Raw genomic sequence first — 22,696 nt, 5'->3', positions numbered from 1 at the left:
TTGTATTGATAACCAGTTTGTTTTAGATATCTGGAATGTTTGAGGCTGTGTTTAATTGCGTCTGATTGTAACAATCATATAGCATTTTTGGGAACGCATCCATGCAGATACATTCGTGGTATCAAAATATTGGATTGTGGTAGCAAACCATTTTCTGTACGGATACTTTCGTACAGTCCGTAATCGGTATTCCGATCATAAACTTCTTTAATAAATCTAATAAACCATGCAATTGAAAATTTACTTACCGAAGCCGGTCATGATGGTGATGGCATTAATTTTTTGCCTGTCATCCCTCCGGGGCACGGCTCAAAAACTAAAACTAAACAAGTTGGGTTATTTCGAAACGCCCGGCGTCAACGTCCTCGTATTTAGTAACCAGTATAATGGGATCTTTCAGGACGAAAAGACAGCAGGTGTTGAGTTGATACATCACGGCGTGCGTACAATTACAGGCGGCGCGGTACGGCTGCAAAACACACCCGAGCAATGGGACCTGGTGCCCACACTGGTTAACCGTAAGGTTGATAGCGTCAACCATCAAATTGATGTTACCATGCGTTACGCCGATTATGATTTTGATTCCAGGATCACCGTTACGCCGAAAGGCAATGGCGTTGAATTGAATTTATACCTTGATAAACCGGTGCCGGAAAAGTTAGCAGGCAGGGCAGGTTTCAACCTGGAAATTATACCATCTGCTTACTTTGAGAAAACATTTTTGATTGATGGAAAACCGGGCGAGTTTCCGCTGTACCCGGCAGGTTTAACAAAAATGCTTCCTTCAAGTCAAAAAATCCCGCAGTTTGCCGGCCACAGCACATTTGACGATCGTGGCCGCAATGAATTTATCGAGCCCGCACCATTGGCTACCGGTAAAACATTGGTGATGGCGCCCGAAGATCCTGAGCGCACCATTAAAATTCAATCATTTGATGCCGACCTTAAGTTGTTTGACGGCCGAAGCCTTGCGCAAAACGGATGGTTTATTGTGCGCAGTTTATTACCGGCAGGAAAAACGGGCAAAGTATTAACCTGGTATATTGAGCCAAATGCCGTACCTGGTTGGAAGCGTGCGCCCGTAATTGAGTTTTCGCAGGTTGGTTACCGCCCGGAGCAGCAAAAGACCGCAGTAATAGAACTGGATAAAAATGACACGCCATTACAAACCGCCACACTTTTTGAGATAACTCCCGATGGGAAATACGTTGAGCGGCTTAAAGCAGCTGTACAGCACTGGGGACAATTTACCCGTTACAATTATTTGAAGTTCGACTTCAGCAGTGTGAAAAAAGCAGGTTTATATGTGATAGCCTACGGCGACCAAAAAACCAATGCATTCCCCATCAATGCAAATGTTTATGAAAATATAGGGCATCCCACAATGGATGTTTGGTTCCCGGTTCAGATGGATCACATGATGGTTAACGAGGCCTACCGAGTATGGCACGGCGCGCCTTTTCTTGATGACGCCTTGCAGGCACCTCCAAACCACCAGCATTTTGATACGTACCAGATGGGGCCAACTACTGACACAAAATATAAACCGCTTGAGCGCATCCCCGGGCTTAATGTTGGCGGCTGGTTTGATGCCGGCGATTTTGATGTTGAAACGCCATCGCACTGCAGCGTTGTGCTGAATTTTGTTGAAGCCTGGGAGAATTTCAAGATCGATCGCGACGAAACATATGTAGATTACCCAACCCGGTACGTAGATATACACCGCCCTGACGGTAAGCCTGATCTTTTACAGCAAATAGAACATGGTACACTTAACCTGGTGGCGCAGGTAGTGAACATTGGCCACCCGGCGCGCGGAATCATAGTGCCTAATTTGCACCAGTATCATCACCTCGGGGACGCCGTTAACGAAACAGATAACCTGCCTTATAACGCCTCGCTGAAGCCCTACCAAACCGACGGTAAATCAAGTGGTACCATGGATGACAGATGGGCATTCACTACAAGGAATATAGCATTGGATTACCAGGCTACCGCCGCGCTTGCCGCTGCTAGCAGGGCGCTAAAAGGGTACAACGATACGCTGTCTGTTAAAAGTTTGCAAAGTGCGTTGAAACTCTGGCACGAAGACGACAGCCTGAAAATGCACATGGACTCGGCTGCCCGGGCACGTAACAGGTTCCTTGCCGGTAACGAAATGCTTGCCGCTCTTCAATTGTATATCACAACCAAAGATCAGCAGTATGCAGATCATTTCAAAAAGCTGATTATGCCGATGCTTGATCGCTTTCCCGGCTTTGTTATGATAAGCGCGCTCCACGCTTACCCTTATATGGATAAAGATTATCAGGATAAAATAGCAGCCTATATGCAAAAGTACAAAGCTTCATGCGATGAGTACGATAAACAGAACCCCTACGGTGTGCCGGTTACTCCAGGAGGCTGGGGTGGTAGCGGGCAGGTTATTAACTACGCCATTACCAACTATTACGCCAATAAGTATTTCCCTAATATAATCGGTCCGGAATATGTTTACAAAGGGTTGAATTATATCTTTGGATGTCATCCTTATTCCAACCTTTCGTTTGTATCGGCGGTAGGTGTACGTTCAAAAAAAGTAACCTACGGTAATAACCGGGCCGACTTCAGGTTTATTGCCGGCGGCGTAGTGCCCGGTATTTTGCTGCTTAAACCCGATTTTCCGGAGAATAAGGAAGACTGGCCGTTTTTCTGGGGGGAGAATGAAGTTACAATAGCCGGCTGTGCGCAGTACATTGTTTTGTCAGGAGCTGTTAATCAGTTAGGTCAGCATAATTAAGTTAAAGGAGCATTATTTCAATTAAACAATCACTTCCCCGATTTCGAATAGAAGAGATCGGGGAGGTGGATTTAGGTCAACCCGTTTATTACAAAGAAGCCCTGCCGGCATTTTGCCGGCAGGGCTTCTTTGTGTATGGCCACGTGAATGTAATTGGTATTTACTCTTTAAATAGCAAAGGCGCAAGTTCGTAAAGACTACGGCGCCAGGTCAGGAACTCATGTGCGGTGTTTTCAGAAATGTAAGATACCGCGTCATATCCCGCACCTTTTAAAGCAACCACGGCATTTTTAACGCCGTCGGGCCGTTCCTTGCTGCCGCAGCTTATGAATATCAGTTTAGGTTTGGTTTTGTCTTTAAGCTCATCCGGCGAATAAGTTCCGCCGCTAAGCAGGGCATAATAGGCAAAAAGCTCGGGTTTGTTTAGTGTTATCATATGCGTTTCCATACCGCCCATTGACAATCCCCCCATGGCACGGTGAGCCCTGTCTGCACGTGTGCGGAAGCTTGCATCAACGTAGGGGATAAGCTCGTCAGTTAAAACTGTTTGAAAGTGATCAATCTTAAAACTTTTAAATGCGCCAGGGCCGGGCTTCACGTCGTTGGTCATGCCGTAAGTCATTACAATAATGAATGGCTGTATTTTACCGGTTGCAATTAAGTTATCCATAATCAGGTTGGCATGGCCCTGGTTGCTCCACGCGGTTTCATCTTCGCCCCAGCCATGCTGCAGATATAGTACCGGATATTTTTTTGATTTATCCTTTTCGTACCCTGGTGGCGTGTAAACAAAAGCCCTGCGCTGGGTATTGGTGCTTTTTGAAGGAAAAAGGATCTGCTGTACATTGCCGTGCGGAACATCTTTAAGCGCATAAAAATCCTGGTCGTGCGCGGGGATCTCAATGCCGCTTTCCCAACGTGTGGATCCATAAAAATTTAATGTGCCCGGATCATTAAATACCCCGCCATCGATGGTTAAGTGGTAGTAATGAAATCCTTCATCCATCGGTCCTTCTGTGGTGCCGGTCCAGAACCCGTCGGCTCCTTTTGTGAGTTTGGTGCCCCCGCGCCCGCCAAGGCCAAGGCTAACTTTTATACTGTCGGACTGTGGGGCCTTGATACGAAAGCGCGCGTAGCCTTGCGAGTTTACCTGGGGGTACTCTTGTCCCGGCTGGTTAAAAGTTGATGGTTTGAAATCTTCGGCAATTGAAGCTGTTTGTGCCATGCAGAGACTGGAGGCACATGTAACGGCCAACAAGGCAAGTAAACATTTTGGTTTCATAATAGAATATTGAGGTTTATAAATTGTGGCTAATAGTAAAGTGCCGGGCTGTTTTGATCCGGTGAATACACGGAATACGATAAATGATTAAATTGTGATTAATTGTTATTGTTACACATATTAAGTAGTTGTTTTGTTTTGACTTTAACCGGAGCCAGTTTTCATTATTTATGAAAAGTTGATCCGGGATGAAATATTTAAAAATAATTTATAATGGCTATCCTGTTGTTTTGAGCGGCTTTTTCTTATTATAAAAGTATTTTTATATTAAAAACAAGGCACGCAGTTTTTAGCATAATTTTACAACATTTGTCGATGCCATGTGGAGCGATATCATTGCCGCAAATTCGTCGATATGTACTTTTGTACAATAATTACCTGTGTGATTGAACAAGTGTGTTATTTCTTTGAACAAATGTTTGCCTGTTTCATCATCATAAAATGTAGATTTGGATAATGATGTTTTGTTCGAAGACGTCAATCACACCAATTTTAAAACCATAGTTCATCAACAATTTTTTCCTGCGGGTTATCCGCTCCGGAAAAAAGTAACCTGTTTGTTATGATGCATTCTGTACCCGATTTGTGTATTCGCAAAAAGATCAATACAGTGCTGGCAGGCACTGTGCGCGTTATACTCACCTTAGTCGTTTTGGCCAACCTCAGTTTCCTGGCAAATGCTCAAAAGCCTAACCTGAAATTTACCGCATTAACCACCAGGCAAGGGTTAATGGGTAACGCCGTAAATGCCATCGTAAAAGATAATAACGGGATGATGTGGGTTGGCACCTCCGAAAGCCTGAACAGGTATGACGGAAGGAAGTTTAAAGTTTATACATTGGGTGCCAAAAGGCAGGTAGAGCCGGGCTCCTACGAAATAAGCAGCATCAGTATGGACCGTGCTGGTACGCTATGGGTAGGCACCATCGGTTTTGGTTTGTATTATTACGATAAGGCGGCGGATGATTTCAAAAGCTTTAGTTCGCCCTTAAAAGGGCAGCGTTTAAGCCAGGGTGTTATTACCGCCGTTTGTGCAAACGATAAAAATGAGATCTGGGTGGGAACGGTAAACGGCCTTGATGTGATCAGCCCCGATCGTAAATATATCAGCCATTTTGAAACCGGGACAGGCAAACCAGGGCAGATACCTGTTAAAAGCATGGGCTGTATTTTTGAGGATAGTTACAGCAGGATATGGATTTGTACCAATTTAGGTTTGTATTTATATGATGATACGCATAAAGGTTTTAAAGCCTTCCGTCATCAAAAAAACGATACCCGTAGTTTACCCTCGGATGTTGTAATGACAGTTTCGCAGGATAAAGCGGGCAATTTGTGGGTAGGTACAGCTAATGGCTTAAGCCGCCTGGATAAGGATGGTGAACACTTTGTTAATTACTGTTATAATGATAAGGATGAGACGTCGCTATGTGGTGACATTGTTTACAGCATTGCCGCTGATGATAAAGACCACATCTGGGTTGGTACCGAAGGCGGTTTGAATGTTATGGATATCCACACCGGGAAATCCATCCGTTACCGCCATGACCCGCGCGATCCGTACAGCCTTAACAGTAAATCCATCCGCAGCATTTATATCGATCCTAAAGGCATTTATTGGGTGGGTACCTATATGGGCGGCATCAATAAATACGACAAAAACCTCACATTGTTTAATTATGTGCAACCCACTGAGTTAGACCCTTACGGTTTGCGCGCGCCAATCGTATCATCTTTCGCGCAAAAAAATGACAATGAGCTATACGTGGGGACAGACGGCGGCGGCCTTAGCATTTTCAACAACAAAACCAACCGTTTCACTCATATCGCTATTCAGCCGAAGGAAAAAATAAATTCGGCAGGCCTGCCTGTTCTGGCTATGTTATTGGATCATAAAAAACAACTTTGGATAGGAACATTCGGCCACGGGCTTTTTAAACTCAATACTGCAAACAATAGCTATACACAATTCACCGGCGGTAGCGGAAAGCTAAATATCAGTCAAAATAACATTTTCTGCTTCAAGGAAGACCGCTCTGGTAATGTATGGATAGGTACTAACGGCGCGGGTATCGATATTTTTGACGCGAAGGCTGATAGCTTCCGCCGGTTTAAACCTGCCTTAGTCTCCGTAAAAGGCTATAAAATGCCATCAAATGGTTATATCAGGGCTTTTGAAGAGGATAATGACGGTAATATGTGGATCGGGTCGTACGGTACGGGCATCGCTATTTATAACCCGGCTACCAAAGTGTTCGATACACTTAATCCAATCAATACAGGTTTGCCTATAGCAGAGGTGTTGTCTTTAAAACGCGATACTAACGGCAATATGTGGATAGGTACCAACGGCGATGGCCTTTTCTTTTATGATCATCGGCTTAAAAAAATAACCCCGTTTAAATACAATAGCCAGTTGCCGAACGGTGTAATTTGTAAAATTTTGCAGGATAAAACCAATAATATTTGGTTCAGTACAAACCAGGGTATCGGGAGAATTGATCCTGCTGATCAGAAACTGTATGTTTATTGTAACGATAACGGGCTTCAAAACAATGTTTTTTTAAACGGGTCGGGTATTATTGCCGCAGATGGCACGCTTTACTTTGGCGGGGTAGACGGGTTCAATTATTTTAAGGGATCAGATGTAAGGCTTAATAAAAATCTGCCCCCGGTTGTATTAACTACCCTGAGTATAGATAATAAACGTATTTCGCCTAATCGTGATAACCCCTTGCCTGTTAATATCAGTGAGGCAAAAGAGATCACCATAAAGTATAAACAAGACATCTCCATAAACTTTGTGGCGCTCAATTATACCCTTCCACAGCAAAATCGCTATTCGTACATTTTAGAGGGATTTAGCAATACCTGGAAAAATGCAGGAACATCAACAACGGCCAGTTATACCAACCTTGATCCGGGAGAATACACGTTCCGGGTACGGGCATCCAATAATGATGGTAAATGGAATGATACCGGTACATCGTTGAAAATTATAGTGAAGCCGCCTTTTTGGATGACTATATATGCTTATGTGCTTTATGTTTTGCTGGCCTTTGGCGTGTTGTTGCTCATCCGCAGGCAGGGTGTTAAAAAGCTTAAAAAGAAATTGCACGATGAGCAGGAACGTAAAGCAGCCGAAGCCCGTCATGAACTGGATGAGATGAAAATTAAGTTTTTAACCAACCTGAGCCATGAATTCCGGACACCGATATCTTTGATAATGGCGCCTGTTGATAAGCTTTTGGAGCAGCCTAACAGCGGGCCTGTTACCGAACAATTAGGTGTTATTAAAAGAAACTCGCGCAGGTTGCTTAACCTGGTTAACCAACTGCTCGATTTTAGGAAACTTGAAGAGAATGAGCTTAAGTTGAATTTGGTTGAGGGAGAGTTTATTTCTTTTGTTCGCGAAGTAGCAGATTCGTTTTATGACCTGGCCAATAGAAAAAAAATTGTTACGGTATTTAAAACTGCCGGGGAAAGGTTATTTGTAAAATTTGATCATGATAAAGTGGAGCGAATATTATTTAACTTGCTATCCAACGCATTTAAATTTACGATGCCTGGCGGGCAAATTACTGTTGAAGTTACCGCCCCTGTTATATCAGAAGACGGCAATTCATATCGCTTGGGTATTTCGGTTGCGGATACAGGTACCGGTATAGCAACCGAGCAGGTTAAGCATGTTTTTGACAGGTTTTATCAGGCAGATGCCCAGCCTGCCATACTTAATCAGGGAAGCGGGATAGGCTTATCGATAACACGCGAGCTTGTGCAGTTGCATGGCGGCGAGATTGGTGTGAAAAGTGAATTAGGCAAAGGCTCAATTTTCTCCTTATCAATTTCATTGCCTGTAATTAATCTATCGGAGACAGCAATGCATGAGCAAAATACGCCTGAGGCTGCCCCAGTTATTATCGACGATGACAGGGACAATAAACCGAAGACGGCGATTGCCACAGGTGTTAACCGGCTCCATGTTCTGGTTATTGAAGATAATGATGAAATGAGGCAATACTTGTCAGAAAGCCTGGCTGCAACTTACAAAGTTTCGGAGGCGGCTAATGGCCGTGAAGGGTGGCATAAAGCACTTGCCGTCCATCCCGACCTGATAGTTAGTGATATCAGTATGCCATATATGGATGGGATTCAGCTAAGTTGTAAACTTAGGGCTGATAAAAGGACCAGCCATATTCCCATTATATTATTAACGGCGATGGCCAGCCAAAAAGAGCAACTTGCAGGGCTGGAATTGGGCGTGAACGATTACCTGACCAAACCTTTCAACTTCGATATCCTGAATATCAAAATTAAAAACCTGCTTCATCTAAATAAGTCGCTTAAAGAAACCTATCAGAAAAAAATAAAAGTTATCCCGGCAGACATGGATATCGAATCCTCGTCAGAACGGTTCATTAAAGATGTGGTGATGTATATTGAGAAAAACATCAACAACCCTAAATTTTCCGTCGAGGAGATCAGCCATCATTTTAGTATGAGCAGGGGATCATTCTATAGCAAGATCACCGAACTAACCGGCGAGCCACCTGTGGAGTTTATCCGCTCCATAAAACTGGACAAAGCAGCCATACTGCTCGAAAAAACCGATTTGACCATTGCAGAGATAGCATACTCCATCGGTTTTTCGACGCCTCATTATTTTACCAAATCATTCAAGGCAAAATATAATGTTCTGCCATCCGAGTACCGGGTGAAGAAAATAGATGTCAAAAGTGTGGCTTAAGAAAGTTTTCATTTTATCGGATAGAAAAATATCGATGTTACCTGCCGGCATTCCCTGTTGTTTGAACTTGTATAGGATAGGTGGTGGCTGATGCTTTGTAACCCAACAGATTGAGCATTTGTAATCCATATCGGGTGCCTAAAACTCGATAACCCTCAGCGGTGAAGTGCAGCTTATCTGATGCGGCCGGGCAGCCGCTTGAATTGATCACATATGCGTTGGAGATAACTTCAGGAAGCTTATCAATTATGTGGTTCATAGCAGCGCACTTGCCGCCCTGGTCTTCATTAACAAGCTCGCCAGCCAGCAAGGGAACTTTTTTGGACTTCAGGTGAAGATCTTTTAATAGCATATCATAAATGCCTTTCACTTTCAGTGTCCAAAGCGTATCATTTGGGTTAGATTCGCCCTGGTGCAGCAAGATGCCTTTAATTACACCGGATTTTTGTGCCAGTTTAGCCATCTCGACCAAATGGCCATAGGGATTGCCGCCATATTCGTTGATCATATTCACCATCCAGGAAGGGGCGGTGGCTGCATAGTCCTTATAACTGTCTTTTTGGAACAATTCAATTTTACAACCAGCTACCGATACGTTCACAATACCAACTGTTACATCGCTGGGCAGGGTTGCTATCAGGGTGCGGCCAAAGTAGTCGGCAGGGGTGAGGCCGGTATTGCAGCGTGCTAATGGTGGTACGGCGGTGTACCAGTTGCCCTTTGCCCGTTTAAGGTTAGAGCAGTCAACAGTTTCCAGTACTTGTAAACGCGGATCAACTACGGTATCCTGTGGCTGTATGCGTGCGTTACCTTCCATATTTGATTGGCCGAAGCACAAAAAAATATAAAACTTTTTGTTTTGGGCTGATGCATTACCAACAAATAACAAGACGATTGCCAACAGGGTAAGAGAAAAGATCCTTAGATTCATTTGATGTTCTTTTAGGTTTCGCGGCAGTCAAAATTGCCGGCCGGCTTGCTGATAAAAATAGGCTAACCCATAATCATACTATTACAACAATTGTTGAAAGTGCTATAACAATTGTTTAGGGCATTTTGCAATAGTCTACAAAGAACAGCAATAAGTTAGGAATGGGGGAGCGATTGTGCGTTTAGTAAACCAATGTGTTAACCTTTTCAACATGTGTGTCATTTAAAGTTTACCATCCTTAATACATTTGATTGCTTGAGGTGTACTAATCCTGGACTACATAACCTTAACAAAGTTTACTGATATGATCAATAATTATTTGTAGCATTTGCGTTAACGCGCAAATACTTTATCACATACTTACAAGATATAATACCTCACCTTTATTACTTTTCTTTTTTTAAAATTGGTTGTAAGGACAGCGCGAGGCTGTCCTTATTTGTTTCCTGTAAGCAGGTATGCTAAAAATATTTATTATTTCTATAGCTATAAATCAATAAGATTTATTGTTTTAACAATACCTAAATACCGTGTTTCGGGCAAGTTTCGCAATCGATTGTTGTTGGCGGTATTTTTGCCTTCAAATTAACAAACCAGTGCCAGTTTCTGGTAAAGAAAATCACCAGTGTTCAACTCGTTTTGATTTTTGTTTTGTATTTAAATAGCTTAAAATCAGTTATTTGTAATTTTTATCGGTCTCAAAAATCTACATTGAGGCACGTCATATATCATGCGGGAAAACTGTTTTAACATGGAAAGAAAACCTTGTTGTAGGGAACTTGCTTAAACAAATGTTGTAAGATTAAGATAAATACTGCGCTACCTGCCCAACCGCGAAAGATAATTTTACCCCTGTTATTACAACCTGCTTTTTGCAGGATGTAACAATAAGTACTGTTGGCATTACAACGTACAGATTACCAATTATAAACATGTTGACCAATAATGGAGCATTCGTGGCATTTGTCGTTTGCTGTCCGGTTCGGCGTGGGATACTGTTTGAAATTGAAAACTAATAACACCTACATATCAATTATCAATCAATTAACTAACAAGAAAAATTATGGAAAGACAAAAAAGAGATTTTCAGATCCTGGATAAGTACGGAACAGCTAACGGATAGGTTTCGTCGTTCATTTAAATCCGGTAGTTACCATTAGGTAAGGCCAGGATAATTTTAGGCATTTACAGCTTAAACGATATCGGTAAATGTTGCCCCGAGAGCAAATCACGTCAACGTTTCCTTAATCGAATCGAAAATTTTAAACCTTAATAACATGAAGTATTCTTTACAAAAAATTTATAATAACAAATGGCGTTACGCTACGCTCATCTTAACCGGATGCGCGCTCGCAATGCCATCGGTGTCAATTGCACATAATCGTGGTTCAGCAGGTTCATTGAATGGCATTACCATTAACAAAAATGGCGCTTTGAAAATGAAGCCTGCATTCAACGTTTCGGGCAAAGTTACTGATGACGATAACCAACCCCTGCCCGGCGTAGCGGTTTCCATAAAAGGCACAACACAAGGCGTAACTACTGATGCCGGCGGTAACTTCAAAATAGCAGTGCCCGGAAATTCAGCCGTGCTCGTTTTCAAATTAATTGGTTTTGCACAGCAAGAGATAACGGTTACCAGCGCTGCCGAGCTAAAGGTGCAAATGAAAAAAGATACCAAGAACCTGGAAGAGGTTGTTGTGGTTGGTTACGGATCGCAAAAACGTGCTAAGGTAACGGGAGCGGTTTCATCGGTTAGCGGCAAAACTCTTGCCTCTCTGCCTGTGGGTGGCATTGAAGCTTTGCAAGGCCGTATAGCTGGTCTTACTGTTACCAATAACGGCGGTCCGGGAACCGGGGCTATTATTTCATTGCGTGGTATTAGCTCTGTGAATTTCGGATCTGATCCTTTATACATCGTTGATGGATATCCGGGCAGCCTCACAGGCGTTGATATTAAGGATATTCAAAGTATCGACGTGTTGAAGGATGCGAGTGCTGCGGCGATCTATGGTTCCAGGGGTACAAATGGTGTTATTATTATAACCACTAAAAAGGGGAGCAACAATAGCCGCACAGAGATAACTATCGACTCATACTATGGCATACAAAATGTAATCAAAAAGTATGACCTGCTTAATACCCAGCAATACTTGCAATATGAGCGCGCTCTTAACGGTTCAGCCACTCCTGTTATAGCCATACCGCCGCGCCTGCTGCCAGAAAACTTTAACAAACCAATTTATGCGGGTAGTTCCCAAACCTTTGCTCAAACAAATACCAACTGGCAGGACGCGTATTTCAGGAGTAATGCTCCTATCCAGCAGCACAATGTGGCATTGAGCGGTGGCAACGCGGTGACCCGCTTTTATACTTCGGCAAATTACTTCGATCAGCAGGGTATCGCCCAGGGCTTGAGTGCCTACCACAAGGCAATTCGGGTTAACGCCGATCATACGATCAGTAAAATCCTGTCGTTTGGCGAAACATTCAATGCCATCATCAATCATCAGCGTTACGGCGTAGATGCGGGTAACCGGTCTGCCATAACAAATGTGGTGAGGATGCAGCCATATCTGCCAATCTACAATCCAAATAACGCCGGCGGGTTTATGGGGCCACAAAATAGTTTCGATGGCTCGGACCCGACCAATCCGATTGAGGCAGCCAAACTGATTGATAATACCAATCACGGTTATACTATCCACGGTAATGCTTACGCTACGCTGAAGTTTACTTCATGGCTTAACTTTAAATCAATTTATGGTATTGATTATGGCAGCAACATGAATAATACTTACACGCCTATTTATAATGACGGTGGTACCTCTCAATCGCCAACCGCGGTTATTAATTACACCAGGGGCACCAGCACCACGCAACTGTACTCGCAGCAGCTTACTTTCGATAAAACGTTCGGCAACAAGCACCATGTTAATGCCGTTTTAGTTTACGAGGCCCAAAGCTCACGCGGCGACAATCAGGTTTCTTCGGGTAACCAAAATACCAATACGGTAAGGACACTAAATGGCGCGACTAATCTTTTCACTAATTATACCTACGGCACCAATCTCCTCGTTTCAGAAGTAGCCCGTTTGGGTTATGATTTTGAAGGCAAATATCTGATATCAGGCTCTATACGTCGCGACGGTTTATCTGTATTTGCGCCGGGGCATAAACATGAAAGTTTCCCTGCCGCGTCATTAGGCTGGAAGGTAGACCAGGAAGATTTCATGAAGTCGCTCAAGTCGGTTTCGTCATTAAAGCTGAGGGCCGGTTATGGTGTAACAGGTATCAATGGCACCGTATTGGGCAATTATCCTTATTTGCAACCGATATCATCTAACATAGCTACCTATCCGTTCAACGGTTCACTGGCCGATCTTGGAAATGCTTCGTTTTACAGTGGTTTAAGTAACCTCAATTTGTCATGGGAAACAACTAAACAAACCAACATTGGTTTAGATCTGGGCTTGTTCCAGGATGTCTTTACATTATCTGCCGAGGTTTATACCAGGAAAACCGATAATCTTCTATTAACAGTACCTACCTCGCCCAGCCTCGGTTTTAACGGTACCGGGACCTTAGCTAACGTGGGTTCAATGCGTAACCGCGGTTTTGAAGTTAGTTTAGGTTATCATAAAACACACGGCGAATTTAAATATGATATTACCGGAAATTTTTCCCTCAACAGAAACAAGGTTTTAACGCTTAGTACCGCCAATGCTTCCATTACCGCCGGCGGCGACGCGGATTATGGCGGTGGTGATCCTATAACCAAAACAGCAGTTGGGCAGCCGGTTCAATCATTCTTTGGCTATATTGCAGATGGGATATTCCAAAACGCCGGTGAAGTTGCTAATTCAGCAAAGCAAACGAATGCCGCTCCCGGCGATATCAAGTTCAGGGATATAAACCACGATGGTGTTATCACTGATGCTGACCGCACTTTTATTGGTAGCTATCTGCCAAAATTCACCTACTCGTTAAACTACAGCGCTTCCTATAAAAATTTCGACGCGATAGTGTTTTTCCAGGGCGTTTATGGCAACAAGATATTTAATGGCGAAAGGATTATCCTCGAAGGCATGCCAAGGCTTTTCAATGCCGGTACCAATGTGTTAAAGGCATGGACACCTACAAATACCAACACAAATATCCCGCGCGCCATTTCAGGTGATCCGAACGGCAACAAAAGGCCTTCAACCAGGTGGATTGAAAGCGGCTCATACCTGCGGGTTAAAAATATGCAGATAGGCTATAATTTCCCAACCTCATGGTTAAAGTCAAAAACAGACAACGCGTTGAACAGGCTCAGGATTTACGTGGCATCAACCAATCTTTTAACATTTACTAAATATAAAGGTCTTGATCCCGAAATCGGCTCTCGTAATGGTACCCTTACCAACGGTATTGATTACGGCCAGTATCCGCAGCCAAGAACAGTTCAGCTAGGTTTACAGGCGACCTTTTAATGATTAATTTAAAAAGATACAGCAATGAAAACGAAGAAAATATACATATGGTCGGCCCTTACAGCTATTATGGTAACGGCAACGGTTAACTCCTGCAAAAAAGGGTCCCTTGACACCAGCGACCCTAATAATGTAACAACGAACCAATACTACAAAACCAGCGATCAGTTAACCAAGGGGGTAAACGCTATTTATGTTGCCATACATAGCCTGGGGCTGGTATCAAGGGAGTGGTTTTTTATTCACGACCTCAGAAGTGATGAAGTTGCAAGCGGCGGCGGGCAGCTTGAAGCCCCAAGGGGACAGATGCTTAACGGTAATGTTGATCCTGCCAACTCGGTGATGAACTCTGTTTGGAATACCTGGTACACAACTATTTTCAGGGCGAATGTAGTTATTGCGAATGGGCCTAATGTAACTGATAACACGGCCCTGCGTGACCGGTTGGTTGGCGAGGCTAAGTTTTTGCGCGCCTGGGCTTATTTCGACCTGGTTTCACAATGGGGAGGGGTGCCGGTTTATACAACGCCTGCTAAGGCAGTTGGCGATTTTCAGCCACGCTCATCCGAAGCAGAGGTTTATGCCTTAATTGTTAAAGATCTTCAGGATGCAGCAGCCGTTCTTCCTGAAAAAACCGGTACCGATAAAGGCCGGGCAACCGCTTCTGCGGCAAATGCTATGCTGGGCCGCGTATTAATGCAAACCGGTGATTATGCCGGTGCTAAAGCTGCGCTTTTAAAGATCCCTACAACCGGAGCAAACGGCTATACCCTTACTGCCAGGTACCTCGACAACTTTGAGGAGGAGACCGAATTCAATAGCGAATCCATCTTCGAGATCGTTTTTGTTGACAAAGGCGACGGCGGATTTAACTGGGGCGGTGACAGTCCTACTGAAGCGCAGTCTACCGTACGTAACCAGGAATACAACCCCATAGCATGGAGAAATCTTATTCCGTCAAACAAATTGATTAACGAATTTGAGAACACTGCTACCGGCGCGGCCAAATCTGATCCCCGTTTTCACTACACCTGTTACCAATCGGGCGACACTTATAATAAAGGTGCGTCGGTGCTAACAGACGGCGACCAGAACGGCAACTCGTCAGTGATGAACGGCGTAACCAAAAAGATCAGTTTTCGTAAGTTCATGATCATCTACAAGGAAGGTTTGCCGGCAGCGGGTTTCCACCCGGGCGGCAATAATCAACGCATTATCCGTTATGCCGAGGTTTTATTGATGCTGGCCGAATGTGAAAATGAGCTGGGTAATATTCCTGCAGCAATTAACTACCTCAATATGGTTCGTGCACGTGCGGATGTTGCTATGCCTCTTTATCCAACAGCGCAATTTCCTGTAGCGTCAAAAGCTGATGTGGTAAAAGCCATCATGCACGAAAAAATGGTAGAAATGGGTTGCGAAGAAATACGAAATATCGACATCCTTCGCTGGAGGAAAAAGCAATACTTCACCACTGACCCATTCCCATATTTCAGAAAAGGAAGAGATGAACTATTGCCAATTCCTCAGGCCGAGCTGGATAATAACCCTAAGGTAAACGGACATCAAAACCCTGGCTATTAATACTTAACTTGCTTATATATAGCAGTTAAAAAGTATAGAGTTTCGGACTTGTTAAAAGAGATAGGCTGTGCATAGCAGCCTATCTTTTCCATATAAACCAATTTATAAATGAAGAAATTTTACCCGGCTTTATTACTCGTTAGTGTTGTTCTTTTTTCATGTGCTAAAAAGAAAGCAACACTGTTCGAATTGATACCGTCTTCGCATTCGGGCGTTACTTTCAATAATTTAATTACCGAAAACGACTCTATCAACCCGATTGACAATGCCAACGTTTACAATGGTGGCGGAGTTGGTATAGGTGATTTTAATAACGACGGCTTGCAGGATATTTACTTTTCGGGTAATATGGTATCAAACAAGCTGTACTTGAACCGTGGCGACTTCAAGTTCGATGATATCACCGATAAAGCCGGCGTTAATGGTTTAGGAAAATGGGGCAGAGGCGTTGCCGTTATTGATATTAATAATGATGGCTTGCAGGATATTTATGTATGCAATTCGCTGCTACAGGATAGCGTTAAAAGGCAAAATTTGCTTTACATAAACCAGGGGGCAGATAAAGAGGGGGTACCGCACTTTAAGGAAGAAGGCAAAGAATATGGCCTAAATATACACGCATATTCTACCATGGCAACCTTTTTTGACTACAATAATGATGGCAAGCTGGACATGTATCTTACCGTTAACCGCCCCGGCGATGGCTATTACGCAAACCAGTTTCGCCCGATAATCGCGGACGGCAGCGGTAAGAGTACAGGGAGGTTATATGAAAGCAAATGGGATGCCCAGCTTAAACACCCGGTGTTTAGCGATGTATCCAAAAAAGCCGGTATATCCATTGAAGGCTATGGGCACGCGGCAACTATTGTGGATATAAACAAAGACGGTTGGAAGGACATTTATGTTACCGACGATTTTATATCGCCCAATATTCTCTACATCAATAATGGTGATGGTACATTCACCAATAGATCTAAAGAATACTTTAAGCACACCTCGATGAACTCGATGGGGCAGGACATCGAAGATTTAAATAACGATGGTTTGGCCGATGTATTTGAACTGGACATGTCACCACCGGATAATTACCGGAAAAAAATGATGTCGATGCCGGAAAGCTACCAGTCGTACGAGTTATTTAATCATTATGCATACCAATATCAATATGCACGTAACACCTTGCAGATAAACCAGGGGCCGGGATTGGGGCAGAATGATTCTATCAAGAACTCCGTATTCAGTGAAACCGGGTTCTTGAGCGGAGTTACAGAGACCGACTGGAGCTGGACGCCTTTGATAACAGATTTCAACAATGATGGTTACCGTGATATCATTGTAACCAATGGATTTCCGAAGGATGTTACTGATCATGACTTTATCGTTTACCGAAACAATCCTTATTCCACAGCCTCAAAAAAAACTGTTATTGACCAGATTCCTACAGTCAAGATCCATAATTATGCTTTTCAAAATAATGGCGACCTAAACTTTGGTGATGTTTCCAGCCAATGGGGATTGGATTTACCGACCTTTTCAAACGGCGCCGCTTATGCTGATCTGAACAGTGACGGTGCAATGGATATGGTGATCAATAACATCAATGACGAGGCTCTTATCTATAAAAACAATAGCCGCGCACTTACCTCCAAACCATCAAATTACTTGCAGGTAAAATTGAATGGCAACAACTTTAACAGGGATGGCATTGGTGCCTGGGTAGATATCTATTATGCAGGCAAGCAACACCAGGTATACGAGAACAATCCTTATCGTGGATATTTATCTTCTATCCAAAACATCGCGCACTTTGGCCTCGGCAAAGTCAATAAGCTCGATTCTGTAGTAGTGAGATGGTCGAATAATTATAAGCAGGTATTAAAAAATGTAAGCGCTAATCAAACGCTGAAAGTAAATATCAATGATGCGCGTCAGGCTTATAGTTGGGTTATACCCCAAAAAAACAGGGGGGCACTGTTTACTGAAGTTACAGGCACGGCAGGTATTAGTTACAGGCACAAGGAGGATGATTTTCCGGATTTTACCATTCAGAAATTATTGCCTCACAAATTTTCGGCGTACGCTCCGGCGCTTGCAGCCGAAGATATTGATGGCAACGGGCTTGATGATATCGCTATTGGCGGTAACACGAAATTTCCCGCTCAGGTTTTCCTGCAGCAGGCTAACGGTAAATTTAATCAGCGAAATTTAATTGATGTAAAACCGGACAGTGCAAATTATAAGGATGAAAGTTTATTGTTCTTTGATGCCGATGGCGATGGGAAGCCAGATCTGTATATGGCCAGCGGGGGATATGAAAGCGCGCCGGGTTCAAAAAATTATGCAGACCGCATCTACCTTAACGATGGCCGCGGGCGGTTCAGCGAACAAAAAGGTGCCTTACCCGGTAATTTTACAAGTAAGCTATGTGTCAGAGCGTTCGATTATAATAAGGATGGCAAGCTCGACTTGCTGGTAACCGGTCGGGTTGATCCCTGGCATTATCCCAACCCGGTATCCAGTTTTATTTTACGAAACGACAGTAAACCCGGGAAGCTGCAATTTACAGATGTAACGGCATCAGTTGCCCCTTGCTTAAAAAATCTGGGGCTAACCTGTGATGCCCTGGTTACAGATTATGATAATGACGGTTGGCCGGATCTTGTTATAGCGGGTGAATGGATGCCCATTACGTTTATCAAAAACGTTGGGGGCAAATTCGTTAACTCCACAGCAGCGTCTGGTATTGCTGATAAGATCGGCTGGTGGAATTCCATCGCGGCCGGCGATTTCAGGCATTGCGGTAAGATAGACTATATTGTTGGCAACCTGGGAAAGAATAGTTTTTTCAAAGCCAGCGATAAAGAGCCCGTATATATCACGGCAGGCGATTTTGATAAACGTAAAACCACTGATGCCTTTCCATCCCTATTCCTCCCCGACACTGACGGGGTGAAACGTGAATTTCCATCTTTTGTTCGCGACGATGCTATTAAGCAAATGATCAGTCTCCGAAAAAAGTTTGTTAATTACAGATCCTTTGGCCACGCAACGTTGCAGGATTTGTTATCGCCTGAACAACTGAAAAATGCCTTGCGGTTAAAAGCCAATACGCTTACTTCATGTTATCTCAAAAATTTAGGAAACGGGAAATTTAAAATGTACCCTCTGCCAAACTATGCGCAGGTTTCTGCCATTAACGGAATGGTAGTGGATGATTTTGACGGTGATGGCAATTTAGACGTAGCCATAAACGGGAACGATTACAGTACAAATGTTTCGGTAGGCCGGTACGATGCCTTAAACGGATTGCTTTTAAAAGGTGATGGTAAAGGAGGGTTTAAGCCATTAACGATTTTGCAAAGCGGGATCTGTTTCCCCGGCGATGGGAAAGCCCTGGTAAAACTTAAGGGGAACGATAGCCGTTACTACCTCGCGGCCAGCGAGCATAACGGCAATTTGAAGTTGTTAAAGCTCAACGCACCGGGAAAAACCATAAAGATCGGGCCGCAGGATGCCTATGCGGAAGTATCTGCAAAAGATGGTTCGGTTACCAAGCAGGAGTTTTATTACGGCTCGTCTTTTTTATCACAATCGGCAAGGTTTCTGAAAATAAGCCCGGACGTGCAGAAAGTTAAGATTGTATCTAACGATGGCCGGTGTAGGGAAATTAAGCTTTAATAATCCGCTTGTGGTATTCAAAATATAACACCTTCAATATTGATCAGAGTCTTAAGAAAAAATAATGTGTAGCTAATTTTACAGAACGAAATGCCGAAGAATGTAATTATCAATTTTGCTTTGAATTTGGCCCGTGGAAAAACGTCGTTAAATATTTATGCAAAATTTTTGCTCTTGATACCGGCCATGTCATTTATTACATCATGCCGCGAATCATCCGAGGGTAAAATGATCCAGGTCATTGCCGGTCTGAACCAAAAGGATTACAACAGCCGCAATCCGTTTTGTCCCGAAGCGAAAGTGGCGCAGTGCGATAGCTTACTTAAACTGCCGGGCAGGGAAAATGATTTTTATCTTTTAAATACCAAGGCTAAGCTTTTATTGGAAACCGGTGACGAAACACAGGCTGTTGCCATCTACGAAAAAATGATGATGGGGGCCGATAGCTCAAAGCGTGACTTATTTGAACCGGATATGGCACTGGCCTACATGAGGTTAGGCGAGCGAACTAATTGTATGTTGAACCACAACCGAATGTCATGTACCTACCCAATAAGGGATAACGCGATTCATGTAAATCAAACCGGTTCGCGACATGCTATTGCAGTTTATGAAAGCATTTTGAAGAAGCATCCGGCCGACCTGGAATCCCGCTGGATGCTCAATATTGCTTACATGACATTGGGACACTACCCCGATAGTGTGCCCAAGCCGTTTTTAATCCCAAATCTCAATAAAACATCCGCGACAAAAATAAAGCCGTTTACCGATATGGCTGCCGATGTGGGTATTAAACTGAACAGCAGGGCGGGTGGCGTTATAGCAGATGATTTTAATAACGACGGTTACCTTGATATAGTAACCTCGGGAACGGAACTTGATGATCATATGCATTATTTTCAAAATAATCAGGACGGAACATTTATTGACAAGTCTGAAACAAGCGGGTTGGGGAAGTTTACAGGCGGGCTGAATATCCAGCAAACTGATTACAACAACGATGGGAAGATGGACATTTTTGTACTGCGGGGTGCCTGGAAAAAGAACGGTTTTGGCAACCAGCCTGCCTCGCTGCTCCGTAACAATGGCGATGGCACATTCACGGATGTAACGATACCCGCCGGGCTACTTTTTTATCACCCTACACAGGCGGCAGTCTGGGCTGATTTTAATAATGATGGATGGCTTGATGTATTTGTAGGGGCGGAGGGTTTTAACAACGGCGACAGCGTCAATATCCATCGGAGCATGATTTATATAAATAACCGGAACGGTACCTTTACTGAGGTTGGCCATAAAGCGCATTGCGATGTAATGTCATACGTAAAAGGGGTTACATCGGCAGATTTTAACCATGACGGGTGGCCGGATATTTTTATTTCAACAATGGACGGGCGTAAGTACCTTTTAAAAAATAAAGGTAACAGCGGGAATATCCCCGACTTTGAAGACGTTACCAAGCAATCCGGGATATTGGCAAATACCAACAGCACTTTTACTACCTGGTTTTTTGATTATAATAATGATGACTGGCAGGATATCCTGATTGCAGATTACAAATTCGAGGCCCCGCTGGGATATTATTCGGCTGCAGAAGCGCTCGGAAAGCCCATATCCAATGCAGGAAACATTTACCTGTATAAAAATAACCATAACGGCACTTTCACTGATGTTACCAAACAAACGGGTCTTGATAAAGTAGTGTTCAGCATGGGCGCAAACTTTGGTGATATTGATAATGACGGCTTTCCCGACCTGTATTTTGGCACAGGCAACCCCGATTTTGGCTCCCTTATACCCAATAAAATGTTCAGGAACCTAGACGGACAGCGGTTTGAGGACATTACAGGCGTCTCCGGGACGGGAAACCTGCAAAAAGGCCACGGTGTCGCGTTTGCAGATTTCAGGAACCGTGGTTTACAGGATATCTTCATTGAAATGGGCGGGGCTTACGCCGGCGATGCCTATACCAGTGCCTTGTACGTAAACCCTGGTCAGAACGATAATAACTGGATAACTATAAAGGCAGAAGGGGTGAAATGTAATAAGGTTGCCATTGGCAGTCGGTTAAAAATAACATTTGTTGACAATGGTGTTAAAAGAAATGTTTACCACGACCTAAACTCGGGCGGTAGTTTTGGTTCATCGCCCATACAGGCGGAAATAGGGGTAGGGCATGCCGGGCTTATCGAAGAGCTTGAAATAACATGGGCTGGCAGCCATACTGTTCAACGGTTTCGTAATTTGAAAGTAAATCAGTTTTACCACATTATCGAAGGAAAAGAGAAAGTGGCCCTGATTCAATTAAAAAAACTTAGTATCAATAATATGGCGATGAAAATGTGAGATCTCGCTTAAGTCGAGATAGCTGTCGGTTAATTCACGGGCACTTACACCAAATAAGCTCTGGACGATATGTGGGAGCATAAAAAAGGCAATCAACGTAAAAGGCTGTTTGATCATGAGCGTTTTCGGTTGGATTGTTTGTCCATAGAGGTTAAGATATCCGGTATCCGATTCAGAACGCTTTCCTAATGCCGTTTGAAATACCAGTGTAGGGCAGCCATTGGCATAAAGCGGCAAAATAAAATCAGCACTGAGGGTTTTGCTTTCAATGGTCAGTATACCAGCGACATATTCGTCAAGGTCGGGAGGCGGAAACAACGTAATTATATTCACCGATTTCTAAATTACTTCTTTCAATTAATAAAATAAAATTATCTTTGTAACTAAGATAATCAAAGTTACAAAGATATTGTGAAAAGCGAAGCTATTACCCGGATAAGAAAACTAAGCCAGTTGTATGCTTATACATCCATTCAAATGCATGAAAATATCGCTCGAAAAGCCGGACTATCAGGTACCGATCAAAAATACCTGGGCTTTTTCCTGGTGAAAGGGGCCATGACAGCCGGTGAGCTTATGGAAGTAACAGGGCTTACCAGCGGCGCTGTTACAGGTTTGATTGACCGGTTTGAGAAAAAAGACCTGGTCAAAAGAGAATTTGCGAAAACGGACAGGCGAAAAGTATTGGTAGTGCCGGATACTGAAAAGATAATGCAGCTCATGGCTCCGCTTTACAAGGATTATCGCAGCCATTCGGAGCAATTGATCGGTTCTTTCGCTGAAGAAGATTTGAAAATTATCGAAAAATTTTTGGAAGGATCGATTGCAATTATGAATGAAACAGCCAATCAGTTTAAAGACAAGTGAGGTA

Annotated in this window: 10 protein-coding genes; 7 read left to right on the top strand and 3 right to left on the bottom strand. The window is 43.5% G+C overall.

Annotation, left to right across the window (positions count from 1 at the left end; all coding sequences use genetic code 11):
• The first annotated feature begins 226 nt into the window (after positions 1 to 226).
• Positions 227 to 2,779 (top strand): glycoside hydrolase family 9 protein, encoded by a 2,553-nt coding sequence (locus IEX80_RS06900; RefSeq protein WP_229701548.1) that lies wholly within the window; start codon positions 227 to 229, stop codon positions 2,777 to 2,779.
• A gap of 160 nt (positions 2,780 to 2,939) precedes the next feature.
• Here IEX80_RS06900 and IEX80_RS06895 read toward each other — a convergent pair whose 3' ends face one another.
• Positions 2,940 to 4,061 (bottom strand): alpha/beta hydrolase-fold protein, encoded by a 1,122-nt coding sequence (locus IEX80_RS06895; RefSeq protein ID WP_091164058.1) that lies wholly within the window; start codon positions 4,059 to 4,061, stop codon positions 2,940 to 2,942.
• A 562-nt stretch (positions 4,062 to 4,623) separates the two neighbouring features.
• On the opposite strand from IEX80_RS06895, the gene IEX80_RS06890 reads away from it, so the two are divergent.
• Positions 4,624 to 8,808, top strand: a complete 4,185-nt coding sequence (locus tag IEX80_RS06890; protein ID WP_090526125.1) for a hybrid sensor histidine kinase/response regulator transcription factor — start codon at positions 4,624 to 4,626, stop codon at positions 8,806 to 8,808.
• 37 nt (positions 8,809 to 8,845) lie between these two features.
• Here the strand turns inward: IEX80_RS06890 and IEX80_RS06885 are convergent, their stop codons facing one another.
• Positions 8,846 to 9,739, bottom strand: coding sequence for a sialate O-acetylesterase (locus tag IEX80_RS06885; protein WP_090526124.1), 894 nt, complete (start codon positions 9,737 to 9,739; stop codon positions 8,846 to 8,848).
• A 1,277-nt stretch (positions 9,740 to 11,016) separates the two neighbouring features.
• Between IEX80_RS06885 and IEX80_RS06880 the strand changes: the two genes are divergently transcribed.
• The 4 genes from IEX80_RS06880 to IEX80_RS06865 all read left to right on the top strand — a co-directional run bounded on the left by IEX80_RS06880 (position 11,017) and on the right by IEX80_RS06865 (position 21,825).
• A complete protein-coding gene (locus IEX80_RS06880; RefSeq protein ID WP_229701547.1) occupies positions 11,017 to 14,214 on the top strand; it encodes a SusC/RagA family TonB-linked outer membrane protein in 3,198 nt (1,065 codons plus the stop codon).
• Positions 14,215 to 14,238: 24 nt separating this feature from the next.
• Positions 14,239 to 15,798, top strand: coding sequence for a RagB/SusD family nutrient uptake outer membrane protein (locus IEX80_RS06875; RefSeq protein WP_090526123.1), 1,560 nt, complete (start codon positions 14,239 to 14,241; stop codon positions 15,796 to 15,798).
• 108 nt (positions 15,799 to 15,906) lie between these two features.
• The gene (locus IEX80_RS06870) at positions 15,907 to 19,479 is read left to right on the top strand and encodes a VCBS repeat-containing protein (RefSeq protein ID WP_090526122.1); all 3,573 of its coding nucleotides are present in this window, start codon (positions 15,907 to 15,909) and stop codon (positions 19,477 to 19,479) included.
• Positions 19,480 to 19,665: 186 nt separating this feature from the next.
• Positions 19,666 to 21,825 carry a CRTAC1 family protein gene (locus tag IEX80_RS06865; protein ID WP_090526261.1) on the top strand — a complete coding sequence of 720 codons (2,160 nt, stop codon included), beginning with the start codon at positions 19,666 to 19,668 and terminating at the stop codon, positions 21,823 to 21,825.
• Here IEX80_RS06865 and IEX80_RS06860 read toward each other — a convergent pair.
• A complete protein-coding gene (locus tag IEX80_RS06860; protein ID WP_139159952.1) occupies positions 21,784 to 22,158 on the bottom strand; it encodes a DUF6597 domain-containing transcriptional factor in 375 nt (124 codons plus the stop codon). The two genes, IEX80_RS06865 and IEX80_RS06860, sit on opposite strands and share 42 nt — an antisense overlap.
• A 78-nt stretch (positions 22,159 to 22,236) precedes the next feature.
• Between IEX80_RS06860 and IEX80_RS06855 the strand changes: the two genes are divergently transcribed.
• Positions 22,237 to 22,692, top strand: coding sequence for a MarR family winged helix-turn-helix transcriptional regulator (locus IEX80_RS06855; protein ID WP_090526120.1), 456 nt, complete (start codon positions 22,237 to 22,239; stop codon positions 22,690 to 22,692).
• The last annotated feature ends 4 nt before the right edge of the window (positions 22,693 to 22,696 follow it).

The sequence above is a fragment of the Mucilaginibacter rubeus genome (assembly GCF_014643835.1).
In the GTDB taxonomy this organism is placed as follows: Bacteria; Bacteroidota; Bacteroidia; order Sphingobacteriales; family Sphingobacteriaceae; genus Mucilaginibacter; species Mucilaginibacter rubeus.
The sequence above is the reverse complement of the archived record's forward strand: the minus strand, read 5'-3'. Positions and strand labels throughout refer to the sequence as shown.

Coding starts and splice junctions, on each gene's coding strand:
- IEX80_RS06900 (WP_229701548.1), top strand. CDS start 227: ATGCAATTGAAAATTTACTTACCGAAGCCGGTCATGATGGTGATGGCA.
- IEX80_RS06895 (WP_091164058.1), bottom strand. CDS start 4,061: ATGAAACCAAAATGTTTACTTGCCTTGTTGGCCGTTACATGTGCCTCC.
- IEX80_RS06890 (WP_090526125.1), top strand. CDS start 4,624: ATGATGCATTCTGTACCCGATTTGTGTATTCGCAAAAAGATCAATACA.
- IEX80_RS06885 (WP_090526124.1), bottom strand. CDS start 9,739: ATGAATCTAAGGATCTTTTCTCTTACCCTGTTGGCAATCGTCTTGTTA.
- IEX80_RS06880 (WP_229701547.1), top strand. CDS start 11,017: ATGAAGTATTCTTTACAAAAAATTTATAATAACAAATGGCGTTACGCT.
- IEX80_RS06875 (WP_090526123.1), top strand. CDS start 14,239: ATGAAAACGAAGAAAATATACATATGGTCGGCCCTTACAGCTATTATG.
- IEX80_RS06870 (WP_090526122.1), top strand. CDS start 15,907: ATGAAGAAATTTTACCCGGCTTTATTACTCGTTAGTGTTGTTCTTTTT.
- IEX80_RS06865 (WP_090526261.1), top strand. CDS start 19,666: ATGTCATTTATTACATCATGCCGCGAATCATCCGAGGGTAAAATGATC.